We start from the raw sequence: 3,427 nt of genomic DNA, 5'->3' as shown, positions 1-3,427 counted from the left end.
AAAAAACTAATAATTGACGTTTACTTCATGTTTTGTTTAGTTTTCAAAGTTCACTTTATCGCTCGTAAGCGACTTTTTAATATTACCATTTCGTAATATAGCCTGTCAACATTTTTTAAAAATTATTTTTTTAATTTGTTGAATCAGTTTTTGTTGTCGTTGAAGACAAGAAATAATATACCACGTATTCAAATATAACGTCAACATAAAAATTGATTTTTTTTAAAATCTTTTTCATGGGATAAATGTACAAGCCTATTTAAGCGAATTCTCCTATAACGGTAATCTATTATACACTTCGTTTAGGATTTTCTTCTTTTGAATCATTTCATTTCTAACTCTACCATTTAAATTATGCGATGATAGCTCTTTATCTAATTCATATAGCGAACGTATTATGAGTGACTCGATCTCTAATACATGCTCCTTATTTAGAAGTATTCCAAACATAACCCCCACCCCATGGCACTTTTGGTTTAATTCGATTTTAAACCCATTATTATTGTTCTAAATACTTAAAACATTTAATCATTTCGTTTTATAGCATACAAGCTTACTAAATCTCATATCCTTTATATAAGAACTTGGACAAGAAAGAAGGCGATTTTATGCTTTTTTACTTTTACATCACTTCAAAAAGAAAATTAAAGCAATTTTCTTTAATTACTATTATTGCATTTTTTACAGCTTGCTTAGTTTATATACAAGCACCTAAAACATTTTCAACTTTTTCAACAAACAAGGGGCCAATGGCAATTTACAAAGGTGATGCCTCACAAAAAAATGTAGCTCTTACTTTTGATATAAGCTGGGGCGATGAAAATGTACTCAAAGTTTTGGACGTATTACGAAATCAAAAAATTACGAATGCCACTTTTTTCTTATCTGCATCATGGGCAGAGCGACATCCAGAAATCGTTGAAACAATCGTTAAACAAGGTCACGAAATTGGAACACTTGGGTATCGTTATAAAAGCTACACCCAACTAACTCCAGTTGAAATGCAAAGAGATTTAAATAATTCAGCAGAAGTATTTAATCGTCTAGGTGTAAAAGACGTTAAGTTATTTAGACCACCAAATGGTGAATATAATAAAGAAGTTATAAAGCTTGCTGCACGGAACAATCTTTCTGTGATACATTGGAGTGTTAATACTGAAGACTGGAGAAATCCGGGAACAAATAAAATTGTTAAAACCGTAGAAAATAATACTGATCCGGGCGACATCATTTTGCTTCATGCAAGTGATTCGGCACTTCAAACGCCAAAAGCATTGCCATTAATTTGGTCCTACCTAAAAGACGAAGGATATAAAAACATAACTGTTTCTCAAATGATATCTAATACTAAAACCAATATTAAAATTGTAAAATAAAAAAGCTAAGAGATATTTCTCTTAGCTTTTTAGTATTTTGTGTAGAGTTAATAACTGATACGCATTACAAATAAATAAAGGTACTAACATTAAAATTAACCACGAAAGATCATTTTGTCTTAATGCTGGGACCCATTCAACGATTGTAACGACAATCATAAAAAATAATGCTGGAATAAACGCCCCTTTGTTTGTTTCTTTCATTTTTATATAAGAAACAATCAAACTACCTACCAAAAGCACTATTGGGAATATTAAATATAAAGTAAAAGCTTCTCCGTGCGCATACTCTTTAAATCGAAAATAAGCTAAATCAAATAAAGCAAATATGATTAACACAATTTGAACTGTATTCCATAATGACTTAAATAAGCCTAATCCGAATCTATGTATCGTCAAATATGCAAAGAATCCCATCTGACTTACTGCACTGAATACTAATCCTAATATAAATAAAAATGATACTTCTACTAGAAGTTTAATAAATCTACCATCTTGAACATAACTTAAGTACTCTTTATACCCATAAAGCATACCCGTTACGATTGTTGCGATTCCACCAACTAGTAATGTTGTTAAAAATAATCGAACCAATTTCCGACTCGTCATTCGTTTCTTAATCCCCCGATTTCACAAAGCTTCTGATTTTCTTCTAAAATTAACGATTCATATAAAACTTTATTAACTATTTAATCAATATAAATACCCTAATAATTTAATTCATGTCTAAATATTATCAATGGTTATCGTATAACCATTGATAACAAAAAACAAGCATATAAATTAAAAGGGTATTGTTTATTATTTATTTAATACGATTTTTTCGACTACTTGATTAGCAATCGACGTATAGATTTTACCAGTTGGGTGATCTTTATCATATATTGAAGGAGCAAAGTCCTCTTCATCCCAATCAGGCTGCTGTAAAGGTAATTGTCCTAATAGAGTTGTTTGAAGCTCTTTTGCAAGCCTTTCTCCTCCACCTTTACCAAAAACATACTCTTTTTCGCCCGTTTTTTTACTTTCAAAATAACTCATATTCTCTACAACACCAATAATTTCATGATTTGTTTTTAATGCCATTACTCCCGCTCTAGCTGCAACAATTGAAGCTGTAGGATGTGGTGTCGTTACAATTATTTCTTTACAAGATGGTAACATGCTATGAACGTCTAACGCTACATCTCCTGTACCTGGTGGTAAATCTAGTAATAAATAGTCTAAATCTCCCCACTCAACTTCTGTGAAAAACTGTTGTAGCATTTTACCAAGCATTGGACCTCTCCAAATAATTGGTGAATTATCTTCTACAAAGAATCCCATTGAGATGACCTTTACTCCAAAACGATCAACTGGAATGATACGCTCACCTCTGATCACAGGTCTTGTCGTAATTCCCATCATATCAGGTACACTAAAGCCATAAATATCAGCATCAATTATACCCACTTTTTTACCTAATCTTGCTAAAGCAACAGCTAAGTTTACAGAAACAGTTGATTTTCCTACTCCACCTTTTCCACTTGCGATTGCTAAAAATTGTACTTTTTTATTATCTAATAGTGAAAGTGTTGAGTTTTCTTCATTGTTATCAATAAACTGACCTTTTTCTTCTTCTGTAAGTTCAGTAAATCGAATTCCAACTGTATCGGCACCATTCTGCTTTAATAACTGAACAATTTGTGTTTGAATTTGCATTTGTTCAGCTGTCCCCGTTTTCAACAAAGCAATTTTAACGCTTACATGTTTCTTCTCTTCTTTAATCGATATTTCTTTAACAGCATCTAATTCTGCTAATGATTTATTTAAAAATGGCTCATTAATTGTACCTAAAAGTGATAATACTTGTTCATTGGTAAGCATATTTACACCTCGTTATCTTAATATACTAAATAGTATAACACATGTATCATAGTTAGTCTTAAGTAACATTAATTAGTTAGTAAAAATGAAAACCACCGAATAATTCGGCGGTTCCTTATCGTAGACGAAGTCCAAAAAATTTGATTTTCAAGCTAATTGAATACGTTTGTCTTTCCAGGCACGAAGTT

At 31.3% G+C, this 3,427-nt stretch carries 4 protein-coding genes; 1 reads left to right on the top strand and 3 read right to left on the bottom strand.

What is annotated here, in order from left to right:
- Positions 1-273: 273 nt before the first annotated feature.
- Positions 274-450 carry a hypothetical protein gene (locus BM319_RS24900; RefSeq protein ID WP_175403482.1) on the bottom strand — a complete coding sequence of 59 codons (177 nt, stop codon included), beginning with the start codon at positions 448-450 and terminating at the stop codon, positions 274-276.
- Positions 451-608: 158 nt separating this feature from the next.
- On the opposite strand from BM319_RS24900, the gene pdaB reads away from it, so the two are divergent.
- Positions 609-1,376 carry a polysaccharide deacetylase family sporulation protein PdaB gene (gene pdaB / locus BM319_RS24250; protein WP_069033632.1) on the top strand — a complete coding sequence of 256 codons (768 nt, stop codon included), beginning with the start codon at positions 609-611 and terminating at the stop codon, positions 1,374-1,376.
- 21 nt (positions 1,377-1,397) lie between these two features.
- Here the strand turns inward: pdaB and BM319_RS24245 are convergent, their stop codons facing one another.
- Positions 1,398-1,985 carry a KinB-signaling pathway activation protein gene (locus BM319_RS24245; protein WP_069033631.1) on the bottom strand — a complete coding sequence of 196 codons (588 nt, stop codon included), beginning with the start codon at positions 1,983-1,985 and terminating at the stop codon, positions 1,398-1,400.
- Between the two features lie 192 nt (positions 1,986-2,177).
- On the bottom strand, positions 2,178-3,239 hold the full coding sequence (gene salA, locus BM319_RS24240) for an iron-sulfur carrier protein/transcriptional regulator SalA (protein WP_069033630.1): 1,062 nt from the start codon (positions 3,237-3,239) through the stop codon (positions 2,178-2,180).
- Positions 3,240-3,427 lie beyond the last annotated feature (188 nt).

Origin of the sequence: Bacillus sp. UNCCL81 (assembly GCF_900112535.1) — a bacterium.
GTDB lineage: Bacteria > Bacillota > Bacilli > Bacillales > Bacillaceae_G > Gottfriedia > Gottfriedia luciferensis_B.
This window is presented reverse-complemented; position numbering and strand designations above follow the sequence as displayed.

Bases quoted from the DNA above. Each gene is read 5' to 3' on its own strand.
- BM319_RS24900 (WP_175403482.1), bottom strand. From the start codon at position 450: ATGTTTGGAATACTTCTAAATAAGGAGCATGTATTAGAGATCGAGTCA.
- pdaB (WP_069033632.1), top strand. From the start codon at position 609: ATGCTTTTTTACTTTTACATCACTTCAAAAAGAAAATTAAAGCAATTT.
- BM319_RS24245 (WP_069033631.1), bottom strand. From the start codon at position 1,985: ATGACGAGTCGGAAATTGGTTCGATTATTTTTAACAACATTACTAGTT.
- salA (WP_069033630.1), bottom strand. From the start codon at position 3,239: ATGCTTACCAATGAACAAGTATTATCACTTTTAGGTACAATTAATGAG.